Origin of the sequence: Oceanobacter sp. 4_MG-2023 (assembly GCF_030689165.1) — a bacterium.
In the GTDB taxonomy this organism is placed as follows: Bacteria; Pseudomonadota; Gammaproteobacteria; order Pseudomonadales; family Oceanobacteraceae; genus Oceanobacter.
The window spans coordinates 1-25,464 of the sequence record NZ_JAUYVV010000007.1 but is presented as its reverse complement, the minus strand read 5'-3'; the positions used below and the strand labels follow the sequence as shown (position 1 = coordinate 25,464).

Genomic DNA, 25,464 nt, shown 5'->3' with positions numbered 1-25,464 from the left:
TCTGAGGGTTGTTGTAATCGCCGTGCCAGTGGTTGATGACTTGTTTGTGTTATCGCGACTGCTGTGCCAGCGCCCAGTCGATATGTTGCTGCACCAGCTCACTGACTTGTGGGCGTTTGTTTTCCAGCGCCGCCACCACGTCGAGGCTGGCGGGGGCGTTTCCCAGAGCGACCGCGATATTGCGTAGCCAGTTTTCATGGCCGGTACGACGAATGGGCATGCCTTCGGTTTTTTTCAGGAAGGTTGCCTCATCCCACTGGAACAGTTCCAGCAGGGTGGCCTTGTCGAGCTGGTGGCGGGGGGTGAAGTCGGTTTCCTTGCTGCTATTGCTGAAGCGATTCCAGGGGCAGCCAATCTGGCAGTCGTCACAACCAAAAATACGATTGCCCATGCCTGGGCGCAGCTCTACTGGAATCGGGCCGTCCAGTTCAATGGTGAGATAGGAAATGCAGCGCCGGGCATCCAGTACCTGGGGGCCAACAAAGGCCTGGGTCGGGCAAATATCCAGACAAGCCGTACAGCGGCCGCAATGCTCTTGCGGGTAAGGTGGATCGATGGGCAGGGGCAAGTCGGTCAACAGTTCGCCAAGAAAAAAATACGATCCGGCTTTACGATTGATTAACAGGGTGTTTTTGCCAATCCAGCCCAGTCCGGCTTTGGTGGCTAACGCTCGTTCCATAATCGGGGCGCTGTCAACAAAGGCCCGAAACCCCAGGTTGTCGACTTCTGCTGCCAGTTTTTTCCCCAGTTGGGTTAACCGTTTGCGGATCAGCTTATGGTAATCCCTGCCCAGCGCATAACGGGAAATATAGGCGTTGTTGGGGTTTTGTAACTGTGGGATCAGGTCGACCTGCGGAGCCAGATAATCCATGCGGACACTGATTACCCGCACCGTGCCGGGCATCAGTTTGTCGGGACGCCAGCGCATGTCGTCATGGTCGGCCATATAGTGCATTTCACCGTGATAGCCCTGACTGAGCCACTGTTGCAGTGTGTGACTGTGCTCACTCAGGTCAATATCTGTCACTCCTACTTGCTGGAACCCCAGTTCATTTCCCCAGTCTGTCAACTGTTGGCGCAGCGCATTAAGCGTAGAAGATGGTATAACGTGAGGATTGTCAGACATGATTTCGCTTAGTGGCAAGAGACTGGTTATAATTCGGTCATTTTATCACAGCGACAAATAGCCCTCGGTGTTAATCTTGGAGTCACTCATTATGTTTAATCGCCGCCTTATGATTGTTGTGTGCTGTCGAGGTAGCCTTGATGCTGATCAGAAGCAATGGCGTTGTTCTATTTGCAGGAATCATGGATGAAACGACCAAACAGTATTGTAGATCACCTGCCCGGAGCGCTGTATAGCGCCGAACAGGTAAGAAAACTGGATCAGGCTGTAATGGCAGCCGAAGGTATTCGATCCTTTGAATTAATGGCCCGTGCCGGAGAAGCAGCGTTTGCCTGCTTGCTGGGACGTTGGGGCTCAACAGAATCCGTATGTGTCATCGCCGGTGCCGGTAATAACGGCGGTGACGGTTATGTATTGGCGGCTCTGGCGGCCTTGCATGGTATGGATGTGCATTTGTATACGCTGGGTGATCACGACCAGTTGTCGGAGGCCAGTACCGAAGCCCGGCAAATGGCGCTGGATGCTGGCGTGCTTCCCCGTGCATTTGAAGGGGAACTGGATTTTGACGGTGAACTGATTGTGGATGCCCTGTTGGGTATCGGTTTGAATACTACCGTCGCCGGTTTGTATGCGGATGTGATCTGGGCTGTCAATGGGCACCCGGCCGATGTACTGGCGCTGGATATTCCGTCGGGCCTGGATGCCGATACCGGTGGCGTTATGGGCGTGGCGGTCTACGCCGCCATGACGGTCACTTTTATTGGTGTCAAACGCGGCTTATTGGTGGCCGATGGCCCGGATCTCTGTGGTGAGATTGCTTTTGCGGCTCTGTCGACGGAAAGCGATAGCAGCGGTCGTCTGGTTCCTGATTGTGAACGCATCAGCTGGCACCGCTTGCGGCAATTGAGCCAGCTATTGCCGTTACGTTCCGGTAATACACACAAGGGCCAGTTTGGGCATGTGCTGGTTATCGGCGGTAATCTGGGCATGGCCGGTGCGGTGATAATGGCTTCTGAGGCGGCTGGTCGTTCCGGTGCGGGTTTGGTCAGCTGTGCGACGCGTCCAGAGCATGGCGTTGCAGTGCTGGCACGTCGCCCGGAAGTCATGGTGCACGGGGTTGTTTCTGGTCTGGAACTGGCAAGCTTGCTCGACAGTGCCAGTGTACTGGCCGTTGGTCCGGGGATGGGGCAAGGCAGCTGGGCTGAGTTGATGCTGCAACAGGCACTGAAAAGCGAAAAACCGCTGGTGTTGGATGCGGATGGCTTGAACTTGCTCGCGACACCGGCCTGGTTCCACGAATTTTCCCAGCGTAATGTTGTGCTGACCCCGCATCCCGGAGAAGCGGCGCGCCTGCTGGGGATGGATACCCTGCATGTGCAGCAGAATCGTTTTGCGGCAGCCAGAGCATTGGCGGAGAAATATCAGGCCGTTGTGGTCCTGAAAGGGCGTGGCACTCTGGTGGCGCATCCGGATGGCCGGGTAGCCGTCTGCACCGATGGGAATCCGGGTATGGCCACTGGTGGCATGGGAGATGTATTGACCGGGGTGGTTGCAGCCCTGATCGCCCAGGGGTGTGATGCCTGGCAGGCGGCCCGGTTGGGCGTTTGTCTGCACAGTGCCGCTGCTGATCTGGCGGCAGAAGAAGGAGGGAGTCGTGGTTTGTTGGCCAGTGATTTGTTTCCTTACCTGCGTGCATTGAATAACGACAGTTGAGTGTTTGATGCCCGGATGGTTCGTTGCCATTTACATTGGGAATCGGCGGGTGGGCTGCTACACTTGCCCGCTTTCCGATATCTGAAATACTTCTCTCGAACGAGTTAATGATCGCCGTGACCGATTGTCCCCCTTCTGCCAGAAAGACTTTCACTTGTGAATTACATGGTGAGGCCGCCACACGACAGCTGGCAGCGCGTCTGGCGCCACTGTTGACGGATGGCGGGCTGATCTTTTTGCAAGGGACGCTGGGGGCTGGTAAAACGGCGTTTTGTCGAGGGCTGATTCAGGCGCTGGGCCATACTGGAGCGGTCAAAAGCCCGACCTATACACTGGTCGAAGACTATGATCTGGCCAGTTGCCAGGTCTGTCACTTTGACCTCTATCGTCTGGGTGATCCGGAAGAGCTGGAATTTATGGGCATCCGTGATTATCTCGCTGGTCAGGTGTTGTGCTTGGTGGAGTGGCCCGATAAGGGTCGGGGTGTGTTACCAATGGCGGATCTGGATATTCACTTTGATGACCTGGGTGACTCCCGTCGTCTGAGTTTGCAGGGGCAGACCGAGCGGGCGGTAGCCTGGTTAACGGCGCTGGAGCAAGAGGATGCCGAAGGATGATGGGCATCACTCTCAAGGCAAACCGGGCGACTGTGCTTGGCCACCTGTGTCGTTGTGCTTGCTGGCTGTTGGCGCTGACTGGCAGCGTATTGGTGCAGGCGGATGTACGGGATATCCGGGTCTGGCAATCACCGGACAGCACTCGGTTGGTGTTTGATTTGACCGAGCCATCCGAACACAAGATTTTCCCTCTCAGTTCCCCCAGTCGCGTCGTGATCGATCTGAATGATGCCGAGATGCTATTGGACACTGCTGACATTGACCTGGAAGGAACGGCGGTGGCCAGTATTCGTATCGGCCACCCCAGTAAAAAAGTACTGCGTATTGTGCTCGACCTTGATGAAACGCTGAAACCGAGCAGCTTCCCGTTGCCGCCGAACGATGTGTACGCCAATCACCGGTTGGTGGTTGATCTGAAGCGGCCAGAAACCACCCAGTCACTATCGCCAGTGAAGCCGGTCAAACAGGCGGAGACTTCCGCAGCTGGCCATCGGGATATTATTGTGGCTATCGATGCCGGCCACGGCGGTGAAGATCCGGGGGCTTCCGGGTCGAAAGGTACCCAGGAAAAACATGTGGTACTGGCGATCGCCAAGGAATTACAGGCGCTGTTGAAAAAAGAAGCCGGTTTTACCCCCTTTATGGTACGTACCGGTGATTATTATATTGGCTTGCGGGAACGTACCGAAAAAGCCCGGTCGGCCAACTCGGATTTTCTGGTATCGATTCACGCCGATGCCTTTATGCAGGCCAGCGCCAACGGCAGTTCGGTATATGTCTTGTCGGATCGTGGTGCGACCAGTGAGACAGCCCGCTGGTTGGCAGACAAGGAAAACAACGCCGACCTGGTCGGTGGGATCTCCCTGGAAGATAAAGACGATCACCTGAAAATGACGCTGCTGGATCTGTCGATGACCTATCAGCGTAATTCCAGCAAGCGGATCGGTGCCGATATTCTGGGTTATATGAAAAAAATCTCCTATCTGCATAAACGGCAGGTAGAAGAAGCGGCTTTTGTGGTGCTGAAAGCACCGGATATTCCGGCTCTGCTGGTTGAAACCGGCTTTATTTCCAACCCGGAAGAAGAACGTAAACTGGGCACCCGCAAGTATCAGCGCCAGATGGCGACCGCTATTTTTAATGGCATCAAGGACTATTTCAGTGAACATCCACCGAGTGGCACCTTGCTGGAAGCGCAACGGCAGCGTAGTCAGGGCAGCGGAGCCCACTCTTATGTGATTCGCAGCGGCGATACCCTGTCGGACCTGGCTATTAAACATGGTGTTGGCCTGAATGAGCTACGCCGCGTTAACGGCCTGAACAGCGATCAGATCCGTATCGGCCAAACCATCAAAATTCCTGGTCTCTGAACTGTCATGCCCAATATCCATTTGCTTTCCCCGCGCCTCACCAACCAGATTGCTGCCGGGGAAGTGGTCGAACGCCCCGCCAATATCGTCAAAGAGCTGGTTGAAAATGCCCTGGATGCCGGTGCCACCCGTATCGATGTGGATGCCGAGCAAGGGGGCGTCAAGTTGTTACGGGTGCGTGACAATGGCGCCGGGATAGAAAAAGACGATCTGTCATTGGCCCTGAGTCGCCACGCGACCAGCAAGATCAATACGCTTGATGACCTGGAAGCTGTGATTACCATGGGGTTTCGCGGAGAAGCCCTGGCCTCGATCAGCTCGGTGTCGCGGCTGACGTTGACCTCTCGTTATCAGGAGGCGGCAGAGGCCTGGCAAGTGACTGCAGAAGGCCGGGATATGGTGACACATGTTGCACCGGCGGCGCACCCGCCAGGGACCACGCTGGAAGTTCGGGATCTGTTTTTTAACACGCCGGCGCGGCGCAAGTTTCTACGCACTGAAAAGACCGAATTCTCACACCTGGAAGATCACCTGAAAAAACTGGCCCTGAGCCGTTACGACGTGGCGTTTTGCCTGCGCCATAACAATCGGGTGATTCACCAGTTGCGTGCGGCTGAGCGAGGTGTCGAACAGGAACGCCGGGTGGCGGCCATTCTGTCGCCACAGTTTATTGATAACGCCCTGCATGTGGATACCGAAGCGGCGGGATTGTTGTTGTCGGGCTGGGTGGCGTTGCCGACGTTCTCCCGCTCGCAGGCGGATATGCAATATTTTTACGTCAACGGCCGGGCGGTACGAGACAAGCTGGTGGTGCATGCCATCAAGCAGGCCTATCGCGATGTATTGTTTCATGGTCGTCACCCGGCGTTTGTGCTGTACCTGACACTGGACCCGAAGCTGGTGGATGTGAATGTGCATCCCACCAAGCACGAAGTGCGGTTTCGGGATGGTCGTCTGGTGCATGACTTCCTGTTCCGCACCCTGCATCGGGTGCTGGCGGATGTACGACCCTCTGACCAGTTGCCACCAACCAACGGTGCTGGCCTGGGGGCATCAACCGGCGTGGTATCCACTGATGGTACGGCCCCTGTGGGCGAGGCTGAGACACGTCCGCATGGCCAGCCGACGGCGAGACCAGGGCAGGACAGCGGCGAATTTACCAGCCAGGAACGATTGCCATGGCAAGCACCGGCTGCCAATCCGTATCCGTCGGCTAACTCGTCCTCCGCGCTTGATCCGCGACCATCGACCAACCAGATTGCCAATCAGCTCAGTGCCTATGAAAGCATGAGCAAGCCGTTGCCATTAAGCGCTCAGCCCATGACGATGCCTGCGGCCGACGATGGTGATCTGCCGCCATTGGGGTTGGCTGTTGCCCAGCTGCATGGCATTTATATTCTGGCGCAGAACAGCGTTGGTCTGGTGCTGGTTGATATGCACGCCGCGCATGAACGCATTACCTATGAGCGGCTGAAAATATCGGTCGATCAACAGCAAGTGGCCAGTCAGCCCTTGCTGGTGCCCGAAACGCTGGCGGTCAGTGAACGGGAAGCGGATATGGCCGAACAGCACGCGGAAGAGTTCCGGCGCCTGGGAGTGGAGCTGGCACGAGTGGGGCCGGAATCGTTGCTGATCCGACAAATCCCCGTGTTACTGCAACAGGCCGTGGTGCCACAGCTGGTCACGGATATGTTGGGCGATTTGTTGGAACACGGCACCTCTGACCGCATTCAGGCGCACCGCAACGAAATACTCTCGACAATGGCCTGCCATGGTTCCGTGCGGGCCAACCGTAAACTGACGATTGCCGAAATGAACGCGTTGTTGCGTGATATGGAAGCGACGGAGCGCAGTGGCCAGTGTAATCATGGCCGTCCAACCTGGACCCAGCTCAGCATGACCGAGCTCGACAAACTGTTTCTGAGGGGACGCTAGTGACACACTCGGGATTACCACCCGCCATTTTTCTGATGGGGCCGACTGCGTCTGGCAAGACAGCCCTGGCGCTGGAGCTGGTCAAGCGTTACCCCTGCGATATCATCAGTGTGGATTCGGCGCTGGTGTACAGGGATATGGACATCGGCACCGCCAAACCGGATGCGGCGATGCTGGCCCAGGCACCGCACCGACTGATCAATCTGTGTGATCCGGCCGAGCCTTATTCTGCCGCCCGTTTTCGCGAGGATGCGCTGCGTGAAATGGCGGATATCAGTGCCCAGGGACGGATTCCGTTGCTGGTGGGCGGCACCATGATGTACTTCAAGTTCCTGCGTGATGGGGCTGCCGACCTGCCGCGCGCGGATGATGTGGTGCGTAGCCAGCTGTTGGCTGAAGCACAGGCACATGGCTGGCCGTGGATGCATGCCCAACTGGCTGACGTTGACCCGGAATCCGCGGCGCGTTTGCAGCCCATGGATCAGCAGCGTATCCAGCGGGCGCTGGAAGTGTATCGGGTATCCGGCAAAACGCTGACCCAATACTGGCAGGAACAACAGACGGAACCGCTGCCCTATCGGGTGGTCAACCTTGCGGTTTGCCCCAACGACCGGGCGCAATTGCATCAGCGTATTGCGTACCGTTTTGAGCAAATGCTGCGCGAAGGTTTTGTGGAAGAGGTGCGGCATCTGTACCAGCGCGGCGATTTGCATACCGGGTTGCCATCGGTCCGGGCTGTGGGGTATCGCCAGGTATGGGACTATCTCGAAGGGCTGTGTGATTATGACAGCATGACGGAACGCGGCATTATTGCCACGCGCCAGCTGGCCAAACGGCAGATTACCTGGCTGCGTGGCTGGCCGGATTTGCACTGGCTTGAGACAGATTCAGCGGATCTGTTGACAAGTGCCTTGAAAATACTCGAGGTGAACGCCATATTTAGCGAGTTGCCCTGAAAAAGCAGCGGACTGGGTTTATTCTATTTTTTGCCGCCGTATATTGGGGGCACCACTCTTTGAGGAGACTATTACAATGTCAAAAGGGCACTCGCTACAAGACCCTTACCTAAATCAGCTCAGGAAAGAGCGTATTCCTGTATCTATTTTTTTGGTTAACGGCATCAAGCTGCAAGGGCAAATCGAATCTTTCGACCAATTTGTGATTTTGTTGAAAAATACCGTCAGCCAAATGGTTTACAAACACGCCATCTCAACCGTTGTGCCATCCCGTAATGTACGGATGCAGCCAATGGAAACCGGTGACGAGTCTGGCGACGATAACTGACAGGACTGGGAGTAGCGTCTAATTGTTTTTTGAGCGCCCACAGAACGGCGGCGAGACAGCCGTTCTGGTGCATATCGATTTCCCGGAAGGTGTCAATCGTGAAGACCTTGCTGAATTTCGGGAACTCGTGATCTCTGCCGGAGCAGATCCGGCCGAACTGGTTACCAGCAAACGTGATGTGCCCGATGCCAAATTCTTTATTGGCAGCGGCAAAGTTGAAGAAATTCACGATCTTGTGCATTTGCACGACTGCGAGCTGGTGATCTTCAATCACTCTCTTTCCCCCAGTCAGGAGCGTAACCTGGAACGCGCCCTGCAGTGCCGTGTGCTTGATCGTACCGGGCTGATTCTGGATATCTTTGCCCAGCGTGCCCGCACCCACGAGGGCAAGCTGCAGGTTGAGCTGGCCCAGTTGCAGTATCAGGCAACCCGGTTGATTCGGGGCTGGACCCACCTGGAGCGACAAAAAGGCGGGATTGGTATGCGCGGGCCGGGTGAAACCCAGCTTGAAACCGACCGGCGTTTGCTGCGAGAGCGGGTAAAAAACATCAATGCCCGTTTGGCCAAGGTGCGCGCACAACGACAACAGGGGCGGCGAGCGCGACAGCGTTCCTCGGTACCAACGGTTGCCATTGTGGGTTATACCAACGCCGGCAAATCGACGCTGTTTAATGCGTTGACGTGTGCAGAGGTGTATGCCGCCGATCAGCTGTTTGCCACTCTGGACCCGACCTTGCGGCGTTTGCCGGTGGATGACATCGGCGAAGTTGTCCTGGCCGATACTGTCGGTTTTATCCGTCACCTGCCGCATAAACTGGTAGAAGCCTTTCAGGCGACATTGCAAGAAGCGGCTGAAGCGGATTTATTGCTGCATGTAATTGATAGTGCAGCGGCAGAGCGGGATGGCAATATCGCTGAGGTTGAATCGGTTCTGACCGAGATCGACGCGATGGAAGTGCCGCAGCTGCGGATCTACAACAAGATCGACTTGCTGGACCGGGCTGAAGCGCGGATTGATCGTGACGAACACGGCCAGCCGGTGGCCATCTGGTTATCTGCAGTCGATCGTAATGGCTTTGAGCTGTTGACCCAGGCAATTGGCGAGCTGCTGGGAGAAGAGCTGCTGGACGACGATATCCTGTTGACTCCGGCGGACGCAAAACTGCGTGCCATACTGTATGACCTGGGTGCTATCCAGCGCGAACACTACGAAGATAACGGTGATATGTTGTTGTCGGTACGTTTGCAGTTGCAAGACTTCAAACGTGCCTTGGCACGGGCAGATATTGCAGAATCGCGGTTCTTGCCAGAGGTTCGTGAAGCCTGGCAGTAACAGGAACGGCTTTGGTCGCAATCCTGGCCAAAAACGTTATCATTGACGATTGAATTTTATGGAACGGGCCCGAATGCCACTCCCGCAGGGAAAGGCGATTACGGCCCGGTTTTTATGTATTGGATGCTTCCTGACTGGAGTTAACTATGGCCTGGAATGAGCCCGGCGGTAAGGGCAATCCCAACGATCCTTGGGGTAATAACAACCGCGGTAATAATAACCGCGGCGGTGGCGGCCAGCCACCTGACCTGGACGAGGCACTCAAGCAGTTGCTCGACAAGCTGAACGGTCTGTTTGGCGGCAAGGGGTCTGGTGGCGGTAACAACAATAACAGCAATGGCAACGGCGGTATCGGTGGCATGCTGGTGATTGCAGGTGCCATTCTGGTGGTGATGCTGGGGTTCAACTCGGTATACACACTGGATGAAACCGAACGTGGTGTCGTGCTGCGCCTGGGTAAATACAGCTCAACCGAAAACCCCGGTTTGCGTTTCAAAATTCCACTGGTCGACCACGTGATACCGGTTAACACCACCGGTGTCCGGGAAGTGGAAGTGAAAGAACGGATGCTGACCGAAGACGAAAACATTGTCGAAATCGAGCTCAGCGTACAGTATCGGGTATCTGACCCAGTGGCCTATGCCCTGCGGGTGGAATCACCGGAGCGTACCTTGGTGGCGGCGGCAGAAAGTGCCTTGCGTCATGCGGTTGGTTCGACAGAAATGGATCAGATCCTGACCATTGGTCGTAATCTGTTGGCAGACCAGGTGCAGATTCGCTTGCAGGATTACCTCGACCGTTATCAAACCGGGATGGTGCTGAACACGGTCAACATCAAGGATGCCCGTCCACCGACCCAGGTAGCGGCGTCCTTTGATGATGTGCAGAAAGCCAAGCAGGACAAGGATCGCTTTATCAGTGAATCCGAAGCCTATGCCAACTCGGTAGTACCAGAAGCCCGTGGTCGTGCCCAGCGTCAGCTGGAAGAAGCATCGGCCTACAAAGAGCAGGTGATTGCCCGTGCCGAAGGTCAGGCCGCCCGTTTTAACGATTTGTTAGCGGAATATCGCAAGGCCCCGGAGGTCATGCGTGAACGTCTGTATATCGATGCCATCTCCGATGTCTACACCCAGTCCAGCAAGGTACTGGTGGATGTTGATGGTGGTAACAACATGATGTATCTGCCATTGGATCAGTTGATGAAGGCCATGCCAGCATCTCAGGCGGCATCCGGTAGTGGTCAATTGACCAGTAGCGATATTTCCCGCCTCACCGATCAGGTGCTGGAAGAAGTACGCTCACGCCAAAGCTCAACTACTACCACTACTCGTCGGGAGGGTCGTTAATGTCTCCGAAAGCCTTTGCCAGCGCCGTGATTGCAGGTGCTGTCCTGCTGCTTGCCAGTCAGGGTTTGTACGTGGTTAACGAAACTGAACGTGCTATCAAGTTGAAATTCCGTGAAATTGTCGATGCGGATATTCAGCCCGGATTGCATTGGAAGGTGCCTTTTATTGAAACCGTCAAACTGTTTGATGCGCGTGTACTGACGCTGGATTCCAGTTCAGCCCGCTTTCTGACTGCGGGTAAAAAGTACGTGATTGTGGATGCGTTCGCGAAATGGCGCATTGAAGATGTACGGGCTTATTACCAGGCCACTTCCGGTAATCGGATGGAAGCATCGAAACTGCTCTCCAACCTGATGAACAAAGGGCTGCGTGATGAAATCGCTTCCCGCACCATGCACGATGTGGTATCCGGCGAGCGTGACAAGCTGATGACCAAACTGACAGCGCTGCTTAATACAGAAACCCAGGCCGAATTGGGGATTGAAGTATTGGACGTGCGGGTCAAGGCGATCGATTTGCCTGAAGACCTGAGTGAGTCTGTGTATCAACGGATGTCTGCAGAACGTGATCGGGAAGCCCGTGAACATCGTTCACAAGGTCGTGAGCTGGCAGAAGGTATCCAGGCCGATGCCGATCGTCAGAAAACGGTGATTGAGGCAGAAGCCTATCGGGATGCCGAGCGCACACGTGGTGAAGGGGACGCAGAAGCATCGCGTATCTACAACGCCGCGTTCAGCAAGGATCCGGAATTCTATGCGTTTACCCGCAGTCTGAATGCCTATACCGAGACCTTCAATCAGAACGATGTGATTTTGCTCAAGCCTGACAGCACGTTCTTCCGTTACCTGAAAGATCCTTCCGGTAACTGACCGGTTGGCGAGCAAGGCGGCAGGTGTCGGACTCATGGTCATCGCCGTGCAGCTTTGCTAAAATCATCAAAACCGGGCAAAGGCCCGGTTTTTTTGTGAAATAACCAAAGCATCAGGCACTTCGTCCTCCGGCAAGCAGGCTGATAAAGGCTGCACTGGCGTGTCATAAGGATCAAACCATGACATCCCTGTGGGAACCCTTGGGCCCTTGCCTGATATTGATCCCGGAAAGCCTGGGGCTTTCCTCGATTCCACAATATTGGCGCTACCAGATAACAGGGTAACTGCCGATAGTGACCGAACGGTACGTCTGGCGGAGTTGGTCAGCATTATGCTGCAATCGATACCTCTGGATGTTACCCATTGATATAGGCTGAACAATGACTCTAGCAGATCGCTGGCTACTGCCGGACGGTATTGAAGAAGTCCTGCCGCCTGGCGCGCAGCAGATAGAACACTTACGTCGACGCTTGCTCGACCTGATGGATAGCTGGGGCTACGACCTGGTGACGCCTCCGGTACTGGAATATCTGGATGCACTCCTGACCGGTACTGGCAAGGATCTGGACTTGCGTACCTTCAAGGTGACCGATCAGATTTCCGGCCGCATGATGGGCTTGAGTGCTGATACTACGCCTCAGGTCGCTCGCATCGATGCGCATAGCCTGGCACGAGACGGGATCAGTCGCTTCTGTTATTGCCGGACAATTTTCCATACCCGTGCTCGCTCCCTGCTGGCCAACCGTACGCCAACCCAGATTGGTGCTGAGCTGTTTGGTGAAGCCGGAGTGGCCGCGGATGTGGAAGTACTCAGTATGATGCTGAGTCTATTGACCGCCAGTGGCGTCAAGAACATTCATCTTGATATCGGTAATGTCGGTGTCTACCGTGCCATTGCTGAACAGGCAGAGGTGACGGATGCCCAGCAGACCGAGCTGTTTGATTTGCTCAAGCTGAAATGTGCCAGTGATATTGATGCCTGGGCAGAACGGGAAATTGCCGATAATAACAGCCGTAAGGCACTGCAGTTATTGGCACGTTTGCAAGGTACTCTGAGTGGTCTGGCCAACGGTTTTGACAAGCTGATTGCACTGGTTCCTGGTGTAGCCAGTGAGCTGGAGCATCTGCAGGCGGTTGCCAACCAGGTTCTGGAGCGTTTTCCTGGTGTCCCTCTGTATATCGACCTGACCGAATTGCGTGGCTATCAGTATCATACCGGTCTGGTGTTTGGTGCTTATATTCCCGGTTACGGTGATGCCATTGCCCAGGGCGGCCGCTACGATGAAACCGGCAAGGCCTTTGGCCGTGCTCGTCCGGCACGAGGATTCAGCGCAGACTTGCGGGTCCTGGCCCGACTGGGTGACTTTGCCCCGGAACGCAAGCCTCTGGTACTGGCACCGGCTACCGGTGATGCCGCACTCTGGCAGTATGTGAATGAACTAAGGCAGCAGGGGATGCGTGTTATCTCCTGCCGTGAGCAGGATACACCGCAGGCAGATTATTCCCTGCAAATCATCAACGGCCAGTGGCAGCTGGTCCAAGTGCAACCAGCTTAATATTGAGACAGACATGGGTAAAAGTGTTGTAGTTCTCGGCACCCAATGGGGTGACGAAGGTAAAGGGAAAATTGTTGACCTGCTGACTGAAAAAGCAGCGGCCGTTGTGCGTTTCCAGGGTGGCCACAATGCCGGTCACACACTGGTGATTGATGGTGAAAAAACCGCATTGCATCTGATTCCTTCAGGCATTTTGCGTGAAGGCGTTATCTGTGTGGTGGGTAACGGTGTGGTGGTGGCTCCGGATGCCTTGTTGAAAGAAATCCGGGCGCTGGAGCAACGTGGTGTACCGGTTATGGAGCGCTTGCGTTTGTCCCATGCCTGCCCTCTGATTCTGCCTTATCATGCCGCTCTGGATCAGGCCCGTGAGATCAAGCGTGGCAATGCCAAAATCGGCACCACCGGTCGTGGTATTGGCCCTGCCTATGAAGACAAGGTCAGTCGTCGCGGTTTGCGTGTTGACGATCTGTTCCAGCCGGAATTTGCCGACAAGCTGAAAGAAGTAATGGAATACCATAACTTCTCCTTGAAGCACTATTACGGCGTTGAAGAAGTCGACTACGAAGCAACTCTGGCGTCTTGCCTGGAGTGGGCTGCACAGATCAAGGACATTGTGGTTGATGCGGTCGACCTGGTGCATTCTGTGCGCGAATCCGGTGGCGATATCATGTTTGAAGGCGCCCAGGGCACCTTGCTGGATATCGACCACGGTACTTATCCGTTTGTTACTTCGTCCAACACCACTGCCGGTGGCGTGGCGACAGGTTCCGGCGTTGGTCCCTTGTATCTGGACCAGATTCTGGGGATTACCAAGGCGTATACCACCCGTGTCGGGTCTGGCCCGTTTCCAACCGAACTGTTTGATGAGGTTGGTACGCAGCTGGCGACCGTGGGTAAGGAAACCGGTACAACCACTGGCCGTAATCGCCGTTGTGGCTGGTTTGATGCCATGCTGGTAAAACACGCGATCCGGGTGAACTCTATCAATACTATTTGTCTGACCAAGCTCGACGTACTGGATGGTCTTGAAACCATCAAGGTCTGTGTCGGCTATGAAGATGAAAACGGCCAGCGCATGAATGTTCCGGCCAGTGCTGACAAGTTTGCCAAAATCACTCCAGTCTATGAAGAGCTGCCAGGCTGGACTGAGTCCACCTTTGGTGCCAAAGCACTGGAAGACTTGCCAGAGAATGCCCGTGCGTATATCCGTTTTGTAGAAAAAGCCATCAATGCGCCGATTGATATTATTTCTACTGGCCCTGATCGTCTTGAAACGATCGTACTGCGCCACAGCTTCGATATCTGATGAAGTACCTGCGGTTCTGCAAGGTTACGCATAAGTACTTGAGTACTTGCAGAACCGCGTCGCGGGACGCGCTTACCGATGGTAATCACGTCTGCACCCAAGGAAGGGAAGTCCCCGTCACTGCTGTCATTTCGCCGTGGAGCTGCTGGTTTGCCAGTACGCCGAACCCGATGATGCAATGCTCTTAGGTTATTTCTATTTATGAATATTGATTTTCCGCTCATCTTGATGATTGCCACGCTGTTTACCGGCATCGTGGCCTTGATCGATAAGTTGTTTCTGGCATCCCGGCGCGTTGCCCGTGCTGATGCGGCAACAGCAGCAGGGAATATGGATGCCGCTGGGAAGGTGGCACAAGAGCCTTTTCTGGTTGAACAGAGCAAGTCGTTTTTCCCGGTACTGGCAATTGTCTTTGTGCTGCGCTCATTTATTGCAGAGCCATTTCAGATTCCATCGGCATCGATGGAGCCTGGTCTGACAGAGGGTGACTTTATTCTGGTCAGCAAATTTCATTATGGACTGAGAATGCCGGTATTCGGCAATACGCTGATCCCTGTTGGCGAGCCAGAGCGGGGGGATGTGATGGTATTTTTCCCACCGGAGGACCCACGTTATTTTATCAAGCGGGTTATCGGCTTGCCGGGGGATCACATCGAGTATCGTGACCGCCAGCTGACCATTAACGGTGAAAAAATACCGACCCGTAACCTGGGAGGCGAGCCGGTTTACCGCCCGGTAAAGTATCTGGCGGAAGAATCGCTGGGTGATCATACGGCTACCGTAAAATGGGTTGTAGGACGGCCGGTAGGCGCTAGTGATCTGGTGGTTTGGGCGGGGCCTGAAGGGGTCTGGGATGTGCCGGAGGGGCATTATTTCATGATGGGTGACAATCGCGGTAACAGCAGCGATGGTCGGGTGTGGGGTTTTGTACCGGAAGAAAATATTGTGGGTAAAGCCGTGGCCGTCTGGATGCACTGGAAAGGCTGGGATGAACTGCCATCATTTGATCGTAATGGCTGGATTCAGTAAGCCTCTGCAGCTGCCGGAAAGCAACGCAAGCTGTGAATAAGCGGGGCCATACAGAGATTGCTGGTGACTATCCTTGTTTGCGGATTGCACCCGGCGGCCAGCAAAAAGGAAAGGTTTATGACCGGTGAAACTGTTTTTCCAGGACGATCAGATGATTGTCAGGTGGTGGTTTAAAAAAGTCCTTGTTCAGGGGTTGCCGTGTGGCAAAACAAGACTACAATGCGCGTCGATTTCATGCGGTTGAGTCTTGATGATATGAACGTAGCTCGTCAACTGAAAGGCATGGCATTTGATCTGGTCGACCGAGTCGTCCCGGTCAAACCGGTTGTACATGCCCCTGATCTGCAAACAGTACTGGATCGTGAATCCCGTCGAATGCATTTGTACTTTTCGCGTAATTGTCCGGCTTCTATCCAGGTGCGACGCCATTGCCTGCGGCTTGGTTTGCGGGTAGTGGAAAAAGACGTTGAGCGTGTTGATGCTTATCGTAATGAGCTGGTCAATGGCGGTGGTATACCTCGGGTTCCTTGCTTGCGTATCGATGGTGAGCAAAACAGCGAATGGCTGTATAGCCCGGATGCGATTCATGGGTATCTGAATCGACGTTACTGAGTCTCGCTGCTTTTCTGTATGCTCTGCTGGCTGGTTATTCTGACCTGCCTGTTCCTCGCGGTCTGCGATATGAGACTGCCCCTCTGCTGTTTGCCATAAACCAGTGAGCCATTTGGCTGGCTGTGTGGTGTTGGCTCGTCTTGCCTGTTCTCTGTTGTGATAATCGATCGGCCGTGTTTATGGTGTGGGTGCTTGCCAGGCCGTGACGCCGTGTCTGTTGTCAGTCCGGTTCGATACTATGAATATGGACTCTGATATGAACTCTGAATGGCGGTTATCCCGGTGAAAATATAGTGATAAAGCAATCTGCTTTTTGTCTTGGGGCGATTATCGCTGTGTTACTGGCCAGTGTGCTGGAACCTGTCAGTTCACAATGGTTGGCGTTTGACCGTAGTGACATTGGCCAAGGTCAGTGGTGGCGCTTGTTAACGTGCCACTGGGTGCATTTATCCTGGCCTCATGCGCTGGGTAATGTGGGTGGGCTGGTGTTGCTGGCTGTGATCGCCGCTGGAACGGTACCAAACAGGGTGTTTGTGGGGTTGTTGCTCTGGTGCAGTGGTGTTGTTGGACTGGGGTTGATGCTGTTTGCCGGGGATCTGCAGCGCTATGTGGGTTTGTCCGGGGTGTTGCATGGCATGTTGATGGTGGCTCCATTTGTTGCGCTTGGATATAGCCGCCGTATGGCGATGCTGTTTGCCGGACTGGTGGTACTCAAGGTGGTATGGGAACAGTCGCCTTATTACAGCGGTGGAGCGGTGAGTGAGATGATTGGTGGGCGAGTGGCAACCGAGGCTCACTTGCTGGGAGGGATCGCCGGTGGCGTCTGGTTGTTGGCTATGGCAGTCTTTAGCCCAATTTTTTGCCGGGATAATGATCATGTCTCAGAATGACGAACAGCAACGGGGTCCTTGGCGCATTGTCAGCGCTCAGACGGTGTATGAAAATCCGTGGATGCGGGTCGACGATCACCAGGTGATTGCACCGACAGGCAAGCCGGGTATTTATGGCACAGTGGCGTTTAAAAATCGCGCGATTGCCATATTGCCTATCGCCGAGAATGGCGATACCTGGTTGATCGGGCAGTACCGCTTTCCTTTGGATCAATACAGTTGGGAATTGCCAATGGGAGGCGGGCCATTGGATGAGTCCCCGGAACTGGCTGCTCGACGTGAACTGAAGGAAGAAACTGGCCTGAGCGCTGACGAGTGGCAGCCGCTAGGGTATTTTCATGTCAGTAATTGCATTACCAATGAAGAAGCCTTTGCTTTTCTGGCGCAAGGACTGACGGAGGGTGAGACTTGTTTTGATGATACCGAGCAACTGGATATTCAGCGGCTGCCTTTTGCTGAGGCACTGGCCATGACGCTGGACGGGCGTATCACTGATTTGCTGACGGTTGCGGTGATCCAGCGTGCCAGCCTGATGGGCCTGGCTGGTCGCTGATCGCTGTGGGTGTTTAACAGGATTCTGCAATCGATACACTGGCATCCTGACGAAACTGTGCCGGACTGATATTTTCATGTTTGTGAAATATACGATCGAGCGCCCGTCTGCCAGATAGTCCCAGGGTTACGGCAATTGCATCGATACTGTCATTGCTGCTGGTTAACAGATGCTTGGCTTGTTTTATCCGTACTTGAGTGATCAGTTGTTTTAATGAAGTCGCTTCCTGTTGCAGGTGGCGATTCAGAGTGCGGGTGCTGATATTGAAGTGCTCGGCAATGGTTTGCTGGGTGGCCGAGAAACTGAGCTGGCCATTGATCAGGGCACGTTGGATGTGATTGCAGAGTGAACCCGCCCGGACGAGTTTGCGAAACTGTTTTTCAACTACCTGACGCATCATTTGGGTGATGTTCGGGTTGGTATGGTGTAACCCCAGATCAAGGCTGTCCGGCTGCAGCTCAATGGTACATTGCGAGGCATCAAAGAGTAGTTCGGTTTGCCATTGCTGGCTATAGCGCTGAGCGTAATCCGGCTCCTGCCATGGCAGCAGAATCCGCTCTATGATCAGGCGTGAGCCACATAAATGGCGAAACCAGCTGAGTAGTGTGCTGATCAGTAATTCCATCCGCCAGCGGCAGCTGCCGGTGTCTATGGGTGCCTTCAGGTCGATACGGATACGCAGAGGCCCTTGGCGGGTTCGGGTAACATTGACGACCATGTGTTCCGATAACAACGAGGCAAACTTTTCCAGGTAATACAGAGCTTCGCGTAATGTGTTACTGCATAAAAACAAATGGTGTAACGGGCCGCTGGCTCCGGCGTCGAACCGCAACGGTGGCAAAACACAAAAGTCGTTGCTGTTGTGTGTGGCATGCAGGTGGTTGATATATTCCTTGGCGGTACAGGCATCCAGTATGACAGGCAATTCTGGAGTGCTATGGCCGAGTGGTGGTGGCAGGTGTTCTCTGTGTTGGTGTGGCAAAATCTGCAGTAATGGCATCACTGTCAATGCTGCGAGATAGCCTTGATCCGTCGTCATAGTGTTTGTCTGCTGCCTTACTGCTTGAGTACCGCGATGGGCATCTGGGAGTATTGAGTCGATTGTTTTTCAAATATTGACTTAATTATCAGTAAGTTAGTTTTTATTATCAATCATGAATTTACCAGCAGAATTTTCTGGATGTGATCGATAGGCAGGAAAATAGTCAGTCTGGTCTATAAACATTCAGACTTTTTGGTCTACTGTAACCCGGTTGTTGGTAACGACTGTCAAAGTGAAGATTTCATCAAGGATTAATCAAGGCGTGGCTTTTACAATATACGGTACTGATGGCTGCCACTTGTGCGAAGACGCAGACAAGCTGTTGCAACAGGCTGCCAGCGTGCTGCCGATAACGTATCACTACATCGATATCGCTGATGATGAAACATTGGTGGAGCGTTATGGTATTCGCATACCAGTGATTCGGCATGATAGCTCATCTGATGAGCTTGGTTGGCCATTTGATTTTGAAAATATGCTGTCATGGCTGGCAGTGCATCAATCTCCAGCAAAGGAAGACTGATTTATGCGAATAAAAAATATGATCACAGGAACCGGTGTGTTGTGGGGTCGAACGTCGGTTATTGCTGTGGCTTTGGCTATCGGTTTGTCTGGCTGTGCAACGACGAGCGGTGGGCCGTCATTATCACCCAAGGGTGAAGCGATTTACGATACGCTGGCTTTGGATACACGTTTGCGGACATGGGCCGATAGCTGCACGCATGTCAGCTATCGGGCAGACAAGGCAGCACAGCTGGCGCGTCAGAACTGGTGGAACCGTAATGGCAGTTTGGTGAAAAGTGCAGATTATGGCTTGGCGTATGATCTGGTTACGATAACCGATACACGTCAACCAACCGGTGCTCGACTGGCGATGGCGCTGACCTGGGGAATCGTTGAAGCAGCAGAGCAGGAAGTGGCAGCGGCTCTGGCGGATAAAGAGAATCAGGAAAGCCGATGCCTTGAGGTTCTGGATGCCTTTGATCGGGGGGATTTGGATCTGGCTGATCGAGAGGTAACTTACAAGGCCTTGTTGGAGATGCAGCATCATCGGGATATGAAAGGTGATGCATTATTGCTGAGAGAAGCGGCAGTAGAGAAACAGACCGGCAAGGTGTATGGCCGTTCCTACTATGTTGTCGAAAAGCTGACGCAGCACCTGGCTTGTCCTGGAGCGGAAGTCAGCTTGCTCAGCAGTGCTTGGCCAGATGAGGTCTATCAGGCCCGGTGTGAAGATGCCAGTTTCTTGCTGTTACGTTGTGAGTGGGGCAACTGTCGGGTAGTTAAATAAGCATTATTCTGCTTGATCCGCTATAAAAAGAAAAAGCCGCTACCGGTTTGTTCCGGTAGCGGCTTTTTTATGACGGAAGGCTGCGCATCAGACAGATTCGCAGCCGTCGTGCATGATTAACGCGCTGCTTCTACGATGCGTTTCATGTCGGTCATATAGCCACGCAGTTCCTGGCCAACCCATTCAACCGGGTGGTTACGGATGGCGTCGTTTACTTCGATCAGGCGAGCGTTATCAACCGAGTTGGTTTTCAGCTTCAGTCCTTTACCAATCACATCGGTGCTGATATGTGGCATGAACTTCTCGCGCAGCAGGGGTACCGCTGCGTGGGAGAACAGGTAGTTACCGTATTCTGCTGTGTCGGAAATAACGACGTTCATTTCGTACAGTTTGCGACGGGCGATGGTGTTGGCGATCAGTGGTGTTTCGTGCAGAGACTCGTAGTAAGCAGACTCTTCAACGATGCCGGACTCAACCATGGTTTCGAAAGCCAGCTCAACACCAGCCTTGATCATGGCAACCAGCATGATGCCGTGGTCGAAGTATTCTTGCTCATCAATTTCAACGTCAGACGCCGGTGCTTTTTCAAAGCCGGTTTCTGCGGTTTCTTCACGCCAGGTCAGCAGGTTTTTGTCGTTGTTGGCCCAGTCTTCCATCATGGTGCGGGAGAACTCGCCAGAAATGATGTCGTCCTGGTGTTTGCGGAACAGGGGACGCATCAGTTCTTTCAGGTCTTCGGCCATATCGAAGGCTTCGATTTTGGCCGGGTTGCTCAGGCGATCCATCATGTTGGTGATGCCGCCATATTTCAGAGCTTCTGTGGTGGTTTCCCAGCCGTACTGGATCAGCTTGGCGGCGTAACCTTCATCTATGCCGTCTTCAACCATTTTTTCGAAGCCCAGAATGGCACCGGTTTGCAGCATGCCACACAGGATGGTTTGCTCACCCATCAGGTCGGATTTTACTTCGGCAACAAAGGAGGATTCCAGACAACCGGCACGGTGACCGCCAGTACCAGCCGCCCAGGCTTTGGCAATTTCCAGGCCGTCGCCATTCGGGTCGTTCTCTGGGTGAACCGCGATCAGCGTTGGGACGCCAAAGCCACGTTTGTATTCTTCACGTACTTCAGAGCCCGGGCACTTGGGTGCAACCATGATGACGGTCAGGTCTTCACGGATTTGCATGCCTTCTTCAACAATGTTGAAACCATGGGAATAGCCCAGGGTAGCCCCTTGTTTCATCAGTGGCATAACAGCAGAAACAACGGCAGTATGCTGTTTGTCTGGAGTCAGGTTCATGACCAGGTCAGCCGTTGGAATCAGCTCTTCATAAGTGCCGACGGTGAAGCCGTTGTCGGTGGCGTTTTTCCACGACTGACGTTTTTCTGCAATCGCCGCGGCACGCAGTGTGTAAGACACGTCCAGACCGGAGTCGCGCATGTTCAGACCCTGGTTCAAGCCCTGGGCACCACAACCGATAATGACAATTTTTTTGCCTTTCAGGTAATCGGCTTCGGACTCAAATTCATCACGGTTCATAAAGCGACAGCGGCCCAGTTGGTCCAGCTTTTCGCGCAGGTTCAGAGTGTTAAAGTAGTTGTTGCCCATACCAGTCTTCCTCATTGCAGGGGTGTACAGAATGTCGATGCGGGCATGGTAGGCCAATGCTTACGTTGCGTAAAATGCTATATTTGCGTTGCTGTGTTGCGTTTTATGCAAAGAGTCGTGAATGCTTGCGGTATTTTTGTTCCGAGTCTGGTCAGTGATTTTTATGAATAGGTAAAACTCCATGGATTACAAAGACTTGCAGTCTTTTATCTGTCTGGCGTCGGTATTGCATTTGGGACGGGCTGCAGAACAGCTGCATATGAGTCCATCGACACTCAGTCGCAGGCTGGCACGAATGGAACAGGAAGTTGGGGTACCTTTGCTGAATCGTGACAGAATGCAGCTGTCGTTAACCCGTGCCGGAGAACGATTTGGCCAACATGCGGAACAGACCCTGTTCTCCTGGCAAACCCTGAGGCATGAAGTCAATGTGGGGGTCAGCAAGCTGTCCGGGCGACTGACGCTGTTTTGCTCGGTGACGGCCAGTTTTACGGTGTTGCCTGATCTGTTATCCCGGTTTCGGGAGCGCTACCCTTGTATTGATCTGAATATACTGACGGGTGATGCGGCGGAATCAATTCCCAGGCTGCGCTCAGGGGAAGCCGATATCGTAGTCGCTGCGCGTCCGGAAACACTGGATCGTGAGTTGTCATTTCGGGCACTGACGTCCAGCCCTCTGCTATTTATAGCACCGAGAAATGTCGCTATTATTCCTGAGTTGGCCAAGCCGGAGCCGGATTGGCAAAAGGTTCCGATGGTGCTATCGACCAGTGGCTTGGGTCGTTCCCGGGTGGATCAGTGGTTTGCTGCCAGATCAATCCAGCCGCATATCTATGCACAGGTGTCGGGTAGCGAGGCTATCGTCAGTATGGTGGCTCTGGGAGTCGGGGTTGGCGTTGTGCCGGAATTGGTGTTGCGCCATAGTCCGATGTCGTCCCGGGTTCGGGTGCTGGCTGTACAGCCGGAGCTGGAATCCTTCCTGATTGGATTGTGCTCTCACGTTCACCGCTTGAATGATCCACTGATTCAGGCACTCTGGAAGACAGCCTTTGATGGATAACGCATAATAGCGTTTGTCAGGCTGTTTCCGTAACAGACCCGTGCCAGCAAACGGCAGATTCCTTTCGGCAGTGAATATTTCATCATACTGCCAGTGCATGATAAGGCCATTGAATGAAACCAGTTCAGCAACACCCCAATGAAGAAGATCCGTTAAACGAATGCAATAACAAGAGTGACGACTCGCAGCGCCACTCTGGCTGGGCCGGTGGTCGGGGCATTTATTTGCTACCTAACCTGTTTACTACAGCTGCCCTGTTTTCCGGTTTTTACGCTATCACCGCGAGTATGAACGGGCACTTTGAAACCGCTGCCGTAGCGATCTTTATTGCCATGATTCTGGATGGGCTGGATGGCCGTGTTGCACGCATGACCAACACCCAAAGTGATTTTGGCGCAGAGTACGACAGTCTGTCCGATATGGTGTCATTTGGTATGGCCCCGGCTCTGGTTGCGTTCAGTTGGGCGTTACAGGATCTGGGTAAAATAGGCTGGCTGGCTGCTTTTGTTTATGTCGCCGGGGCGGCGTTACGGCTGGCCCGTTTCAATACGCAACTGGGCGTTGCCGACAAAAACTTTTTTACGGGGTTGGCCAGTCCCTCTGCTGCTGCAGTGGTTGCCGGAACCGTATGGATGTTTTCGGATGCCGGCGTTAGTGGCGAGTCCGTCGCCTGGTTAATGGCGGTACTGGTACCTGTATCGGGCTTGCTGATGGTCAGTAATGTCCGTTATCACAGCTTCAAGGGACTGGACTTGAAAGGCAAGGTGCCGTTTGTGGCCTTGTTGGCGGTGGTGCTGGTCTTTGTGGTGGTTTCCATCGACCCGGCCAAGGTGCTGTTATTGTTCTTTGTTGGCTATGCCTTGTCGGGACCTGCCTTTGAAGTGTGGGATCGACTAATAAATCGTAAGAACTAGCAACCTTCTGCGACTACTCTATATCAAAGAGATCAATCTTCTTATCAGGGAGTCGCAGCATGATGATATTAAAACCTCGACGTAGCGATCCAAAGCCGTCAGAAATCACCCCCAAAGATACATATCTTAATCGACGCGCCTTTATGGGAGCGTCGATTGGTACTGCCTTGAGTGCTTCTGCCGCGATTTCTGCGGCAACCATGAGTTTGCCAGCTCTGGCATTAACCACCCGAAAAAATCCTGAAACAGCAGGCCCCGGCTGGCTGCAACAGCAAATTGGTGCGGCGAAAGAATCGCCACTCAGTACGACAGATGCCCCCGCCCCTTATAGCGCCATTACCAACTACAATAACTTCTATGAGTTTGGCTACGACAAAGCCGACCCGGCACGGTATGCCAGCAAACTGTCGACAGATCCCTGGTCTGTGGAAATCAGCGGTGCCTGCGAAAATCCAGGAGTCCTGTCGCTGGAAACAATAATGAAGGATATGGAGCTTGAGGAGCGTATCTATCGACTGCGCTGTGTTGAGGCCTGGTCTATGGTGATTCCCTGGATTGGCTTCTCCTTGGCCGATCTGATCAAGCGTTGCAAGCCGCTGTCCAGCGCCCGGTTTGTTGAATTCAAGACCTTGGAAGATCCAAAACAATTCCCTGAGCAGCGTAGCCGTTTTTCAACCATTGACTGGCCGTATCGGGAAGGCCTGCGCATGGATGAAGCCATGAACCCACTAACCATACTCGCCGTTGGATTGTATGGTGAAGTATTGCCAAACCAGAATGGCGCACCATTGCGATTGGTTGTGCCCTGGAAATATGGCTTTAAAAGCATCAAGTCAATCGTCTCGATACGCTTCACTGAAACGCAGCCAGTCACAAGCTGGAATTCATTGGCCCCTAATGAATACGGCTTTTATGCCAACGTAAACCCGGAAGTCGATCACCCTCGCTGGAGTCAGGCCCGTGAGCGCAGGCTGCCCTCTGGTCTGCTATCCGCCAATCGGATCGAAACACAGATGTTTAACGGCTATGCCGATGAAGTTGCCCATTTGTACCGGGGAATGGATTTACAGAAGCTGTATTAAGCACAGGTCCAAAAGAGGGGGGAGAGGTATGGCGTTATCAACACGAGTCTGGCGCGGCTGGCTGGTTCTGATTGCCGGTTTGTTACCACTGGTTTACTTGTTATGGCTGGTGGTTCGGTTGCAGATGGGCGAATGGGATGTATTGGGGCCGGAGCCTGGCCGGGCGATTGTCTTTTTTACCGGTAGCTGGACCTTTAATCTGTTATTGATCGGTCTTGCCATCTCACCCTTACGAAGAATGGGGGTAAAGTGGCCAGCCACTCACCGCCGTATGGTGGGATTGATCACATTTACTTACGCCACCTGTCATCTGCTGGCTTACTCTGCCTTCCTGCTGGAATGGCATTGGCAGGAAATAGCGACCGAGCTGGTAAAGCGCCCTTACCTGACATTGGGAATGCTGGCCTGGTTACTGCTATTGCCATTGGCCGTGACGTCTCACAGCTATTGGCAGCGACGCCTTCGTCAGCGCTGGAAGCAGCTGCATACATTGGTTTATGCGATTGCTGTACTTGCCGCGATTCACTATTTACTGCAAATCCGATCCAACTGGCTTGAGCCCGTTCTCTACAGTGTCTTTGTGGCGTTGTTATTGGCTGAGCGTTTATGGCGGAAACAGTGGAAAAAGCCGTTGGCCCGGACTCGGGTAGCGTAGCAACGGGTATTACAATGCTGAATTATTGAAAATGACCGCTAATTGTCATCAAAGTGAAAAGAATAGTTGACGGCAATATGGATATCCCTATACTGCGCGCCTCCCTACTGCTGATGCGGCAGGGAATGGAGCAAGATTCATCGTTATATTGGATGGATCAGCTTCAGTTCTGGTTTGGCAACACATCCTTTGGATCTGAACCGCCAATCAGAAAAAACGGATTTAAGGGTTGAATTACTGATTTATCAGTGTATTATTCGCCACCTTGATTCGG

24 protein-coding genes are annotated in these 25,464 nt (G+C 53.6%); 21 read left to right on the top strand and 3 right to left on the bottom strand.

The window, feature by feature from the left end:
• Positions 1 to 49: 49 nt before the first annotated feature.
• Entirely contained in the window at positions 50 to 1,126 is a 1,077-nt protein-coding gene (gene queG / locus Q8W24_RS06900; protein ID WP_303433205.1) for a tRNA epoxyqueuosine(34) reductase QueG, read from the bottom strand.
• 186 nt (positions 1,127 to 1,312) lie between these two features.
• On the opposite strand from queG, the gene Q8W24_RS06895 reads away from it, so the two are divergent.
• From Q8W24_RS06895 to Q8W24_RS06825, 15 genes are all read left to right on the top strand, one after another.
• Positions 1,313 to 2,839 (top strand): NAD(P)H-hydrate dehydratase, encoded by a 1,527-nt coding sequence (locus Q8W24_RS06895; protein WP_303433206.1) that lies wholly within the window; start codon positions 1,313 to 1,315, stop codon positions 2,837 to 2,839.
• Between the two features lie 107 nt (positions 2,840 to 2,946).
• Complete coding sequence (tsaE, locus tag Q8W24_RS06890; RefSeq protein WP_305452004.1) at positions 2,947 to 3,456, top strand: tRNA (adenosine(37)-N6)-threonylcarbamoyltransferase complex ATPase subunit type 1 TsaE; 510 nt, start codon at positions 2,947 to 2,949, stop codon at positions 3,454 to 3,456.
• Positions 3,453 to 4,826, top strand: a complete 1,374-nt coding sequence (locus Q8W24_RS06885) for an N-acetylmuramoyl-L-alanine amidase (protein ID WP_305474825.1) — start codon at positions 3,453 to 3,455, stop codon at positions 4,824 to 4,826. The genes tsaE and Q8W24_RS06885 overlap by 4 nt, the downstream gene beginning before the upstream one ends.
• Before the next feature lie 6 nt (positions 4,827 to 4,832).
• On the top strand, positions 4,833 to 6,761 hold the full coding sequence (gene mutL, locus Q8W24_RS06880) for a DNA mismatch repair endonuclease MutL (protein ID WP_305474823.1): 1,929 nt from the start codon (positions 4,833 to 4,835) through the stop codon (positions 6,759 to 6,761).
• A gap of 35 nt (positions 6,762 to 6,796) precedes the next feature.
• Entirely contained in the window at positions 6,797 to 7,717 is a 921-nt protein-coding gene (gene miaA / locus Q8W24_RS06875; RefSeq protein WP_303433228.1) for a tRNA (adenosine(37)-N6)-dimethylallyltransferase MiaA, read from the top strand.
• A 76-nt stretch (positions 7,718 to 7,793) separates the two neighbouring features.
• A complete protein-coding gene (gene hfq / locus Q8W24_RS06870; RefSeq protein WP_303433210.1) occupies positions 7,794 to 8,045 on the top strand; it encodes an RNA chaperone Hfq in 252 nt (83 codons plus the stop codon).
• A gap of 22 nt (positions 8,046 to 8,067) precedes the next feature.
• On the top strand, positions 8,068 to 9,378 hold the full coding sequence (gene hflX / locus Q8W24_RS06865) for a ribosome rescue GTPase HflX (RefSeq protein ID WP_305474821.1): 1,311 nt from the start codon (positions 8,068 to 8,070) through the stop codon (positions 9,376 to 9,378).
• A gap of 146 nt (positions 9,379 to 9,524) precedes the next feature.
• On the top strand, positions 9,525 to 10,724 hold the full coding sequence (hflK, locus tag Q8W24_RS06860) for an FtsH protease activity modulator HflK (RefSeq protein ID WP_305474820.1): 1,200 nt from the start codon (positions 9,525 to 9,527) through the stop codon (positions 10,722 to 10,724).
• Positions 10,724 to 11,593 (top strand): protease modulator HflC, encoded by an 870-nt coding sequence (gene hflC, locus Q8W24_RS06855; RefSeq protein ID WP_303433213.1) that lies wholly within the window; start codon positions 10,724 to 10,726, stop codon positions 11,591 to 11,593. The genes hflK and hflC overlap by 1 nt, the downstream gene beginning before the upstream one ends.
• A 380-nt stretch (positions 11,594 to 11,973) precedes the next feature.
• Positions 11,974 to 13,149, top strand: coding sequence for an ATP phosphoribosyltransferase regulatory subunit (locus tag Q8W24_RS06850; protein WP_305474819.1), 1,176 nt, complete (start codon positions 11,974 to 11,976; stop codon positions 13,147 to 13,149).
• 13 nt (positions 13,150 to 13,162) lie between these two features.
• A complete protein-coding gene (locus Q8W24_RS06845; RefSeq protein ID WP_303433215.1) occupies positions 13,163 to 14,455 on the top strand; it encodes an adenylosuccinate synthase in 1,293 nt (430 codons plus the stop codon).
• Positions 14,456 to 14,656: 201 nt separating this feature from the next.
• Positions 14,657 to 15,484 carry a signal peptidase I gene (lepB, locus tag Q8W24_RS06840; RefSeq protein ID WP_305414697.1) on the top strand — a complete coding sequence of 276 codons (828 nt, stop codon included), beginning with the start codon at positions 14,657 to 14,659 and terminating at the stop codon, positions 15,482 to 15,484.
• 255 nt (positions 15,485 to 15,739) lie between these two features.
• Positions 15,740 to 16,096 (top strand): glutaredoxin domain-containing protein, encoded by a 357-nt coding sequence (locus tag Q8W24_RS06835; RefSeq protein ID WP_303433217.1) that lies wholly within the window; start codon positions 15,740 to 15,742, stop codon positions 16,094 to 16,096.
• 293 nt (positions 16,097 to 16,389) lie between these two features.
• Positions 16,390 to 16,986: a rhombosortase gene (rrtA, locus tag Q8W24_RS06830; protein ID WP_303433218.1), complete on the top strand. Its 597-nt coding sequence runs from the start codon at positions 16,390 to 16,392 to the stop codon at positions 16,984 to 16,986.
• The gene (locus Q8W24_RS06825; RefSeq protein WP_303433219.1) at positions 16,973 to 17,539 is read left to right on the top strand and encodes an NUDIX hydrolase; all 567 of its coding nucleotides are present in this window, start codon (positions 16,973 to 16,975) and stop codon (positions 17,537 to 17,539) included. The genes rrtA and Q8W24_RS06825 overlap by 14 nt, the downstream gene beginning before the upstream one ends.
• Before the next feature lie 13 nt (positions 17,540 to 17,552).
• Here Q8W24_RS06825 and Q8W24_RS06820 read toward each other — a convergent pair whose 3' ends face one another.
• The gene (locus tag Q8W24_RS06820) at positions 17,553 to 18,578 is read right to left on the bottom strand and encodes an AraC family transcriptional regulator (RefSeq protein ID WP_303433220.1); all 1,026 of its coding nucleotides are present in this window, start codon (positions 18,576 to 18,578) and stop codon (positions 17,553 to 17,555) included.
• Between the two features lie 265 nt (positions 18,579 to 18,843).
• Between Q8W24_RS06820 and Q8W24_RS06815 the strand changes: the two genes are divergently transcribed.
• Positions 18,844 to 19,104: a glutaredoxin family protein gene (locus Q8W24_RS06815; RefSeq protein ID WP_303433221.1), complete on the top strand. Its 261-nt coding sequence runs from the start codon at positions 18,844 to 18,846 to the stop codon at positions 19,102 to 19,104.
• Between the two features lie 3 nt (positions 19,105 to 19,107).
• Positions 19,108 to 19,872, top strand: a complete 765-nt coding sequence (locus Q8W24_RS06810) for a hypothetical protein (RefSeq protein ID WP_303433222.1) — start codon at positions 19,108 to 19,110, stop codon at positions 19,870 to 19,872.
• A gap of 116 nt (positions 19,873 to 19,988) precedes the next feature.
• Here the strand turns inward: Q8W24_RS06810 and ilvC are convergent, their stop codons facing one another.
• A complete protein-coding gene (ilvC, locus tag Q8W24_RS06805; RefSeq protein ID WP_303433223.1) occupies positions 19,989 to 21,479 on the bottom strand; it encodes a ketol-acid reductoisomerase in 1,491 nt (496 codons plus the stop codon).
• Positions 21,480 to 21,660: 181 nt separating this feature from the next.
• Between ilvC and ilvY the strand changes: the two genes are divergently transcribed.
• The 4 genes from ilvY (at position 21,661) to Q8W24_RS06785 (ending at position 25,190) form a co-directional block, all read left to right on the top strand.
• Positions 21,661 to 22,539 carry an HTH-type transcriptional activator IlvY gene (gene ilvY, locus Q8W24_RS06800; protein ID WP_303433224.1) on the top strand — a complete coding sequence of 293 codons (879 nt, stop codon included), beginning with the start codon at positions 21,661 to 21,663 and terminating at the stop codon, positions 22,537 to 22,539.
• Positions 22,540 to 22,652: 113 nt separating this feature from the next.
• The gene (pssA, locus tag Q8W24_RS06795; protein WP_303433225.1) at positions 22,653 to 23,453 is read left to right on the top strand and encodes a CDP-diacylglycerol--serine O-phosphatidyltransferase; all 801 of its coding nucleotides are present in this window, start codon (positions 22,653 to 22,655) and stop codon (positions 23,451 to 23,453) included.
• Positions 23,454 to 23,512: 59 nt separating this feature from the next.
• Positions 23,513 to 24,535, top strand: coding sequence for a protein-methionine-sulfoxide reductase catalytic subunit MsrP (gene msrP, locus Q8W24_RS06790; RefSeq protein WP_303433226.1), 1,023 nt, complete (start codon positions 23,513 to 23,515; stop codon positions 24,533 to 24,535).
• A 28-nt stretch (positions 24,536 to 24,563) separates the two neighbouring features.
• Positions 24,564 to 25,190, top strand: a complete 627-nt coding sequence (locus Q8W24_RS06785) for a sulfite oxidase heme-binding subunit YedZ (RefSeq protein ID WP_303433227.1) — start codon at positions 24,564 to 24,566, stop codon at positions 25,188 to 25,190.
• Positions 25,191 to 25,464 lie beyond the last annotated feature (274 nt).